Origin of the sequence: Microvirgula aerodenitrificans DSM 15089 (genome assembly GCF_000620105.1) — a bacterium.
Taxonomy (GTDB): Bacteria; Pseudomonadota; Gammaproteobacteria; order Burkholderiales; family Aquaspirillaceae; genus Microvirgula; species Microvirgula aerodenitrificans.
In genome coordinates, this window is sequence record NZ_JHVK01000061.1 from 1 (window position 1) to 1,081 (window position 1,081).

The window sequence follows — 1,081 nt, forward strand, 5'->3', positions numbered from 1 at the left end:
TCGTCCAGCACGTCATGGAAGAACAGGCGGGCTTCGTCAGCAGAGATCGGACGCCGACTCAGCGCCTTGATCTGACCAATAAACGCCTCCCAGCCAGACAGACCGATGCCGAGCGCCTCCTTGACCTGACGCGGATCGAACACGGTCGAGTGCGGGACCTTGACCGCGCCACTGCGTTCGCCCACGGCCATCTGCAGCGTGTTGTTGCACACGACCCGGACCGAGGTGAACTGAGCGGTGGTGCACAAAGTGCCATCGCAGCTGGTCGCCAGCAGCAGATAGGCTTTGACCCGATCACCGCCTTTGAGCACGGTTTCCTGTCCGGTACGCGCCAGCGCCCACAGCTTGCGCCCGCCTTTCAGCACCCCTGCGGTTTCCAGCTCGAAGCCGCCGGCCGAGACCAGATCGTTATAGAAGTGCAGCACATCCTGCGGCTGCACCACCTTGTAGCGTTTGGACACCACCGACAACGGCGCCAGGGTGTCAGAGCGGTACAGCACCTTGCTGTCCGGATAAGGACGCAACAACGACTCGCCGCCCGCCACTTCAAACAGCACGTCGCTGTGCTCGATGGTCCAGTCCATGCCGGCTTCGCGCTGCCAGACATCCAGCGGTTGCTGGGCGGACAACGGGTTGCCGAGGCCGTGCCAGGGGACTTGGCCGACGTAGGCCATGGTTTCGATAAGATGAGACATATCAGACTCCCGGAAAATGCCCTGGTGGTGAGCCAGGGCGGGTAGAGGAAGGCAGTGACGGGGTGTCACTGCCTGTAACCGGGAGGGTGATATGTGGGTGAAAAAATTTGGGATAGCTGCTTCTGCCTTCCTGTAAGCAGGGCCTGATAGCGGAACTGTTGCCGCACTGGTGGTCGGCTGCGGGAAAGGGCGTGCGTCAACAGGGGTTGACCGGGCGTTTACGCTGATCGGATCAATTAGCATTGGACTGTCCCGGGGTCAGTAGACAAATAGCTGCCTAACGCCGAGGCTCGTTCGAAGGCCTCGGGACTGATGCCGCCCAGGTGACTATGGCGGCGGGTGCGGTTGTAAAAAGCTTCAATGTAGTCGAACACGTCTGAGCGGGC

At 61.1% G+C, this 1,081-nt stretch carries 2 protein-coding genes; both read right to left on the minus strand.

Annotation, left to right across the window (positions count from 1 at the left end; all coding sequences use genetic code 11):
• A partial coding sequence (locus Q352_RS0117990; protein WP_028500507.1) for a DUF932 domain-containing protein occupies positions 1 to 695 on the minus strand: 695 nt, incomplete at its 3' end.
• A 236-nt stretch (positions 696 to 931) separates the two neighbouring features.
• Positions 932 to 1,081 (minus strand): IS3 family transposase (locus Q352_RS23640; RefSeq protein WP_156952608.1); only part of this gene is annotated, 150 nt, incomplete at its 5' end.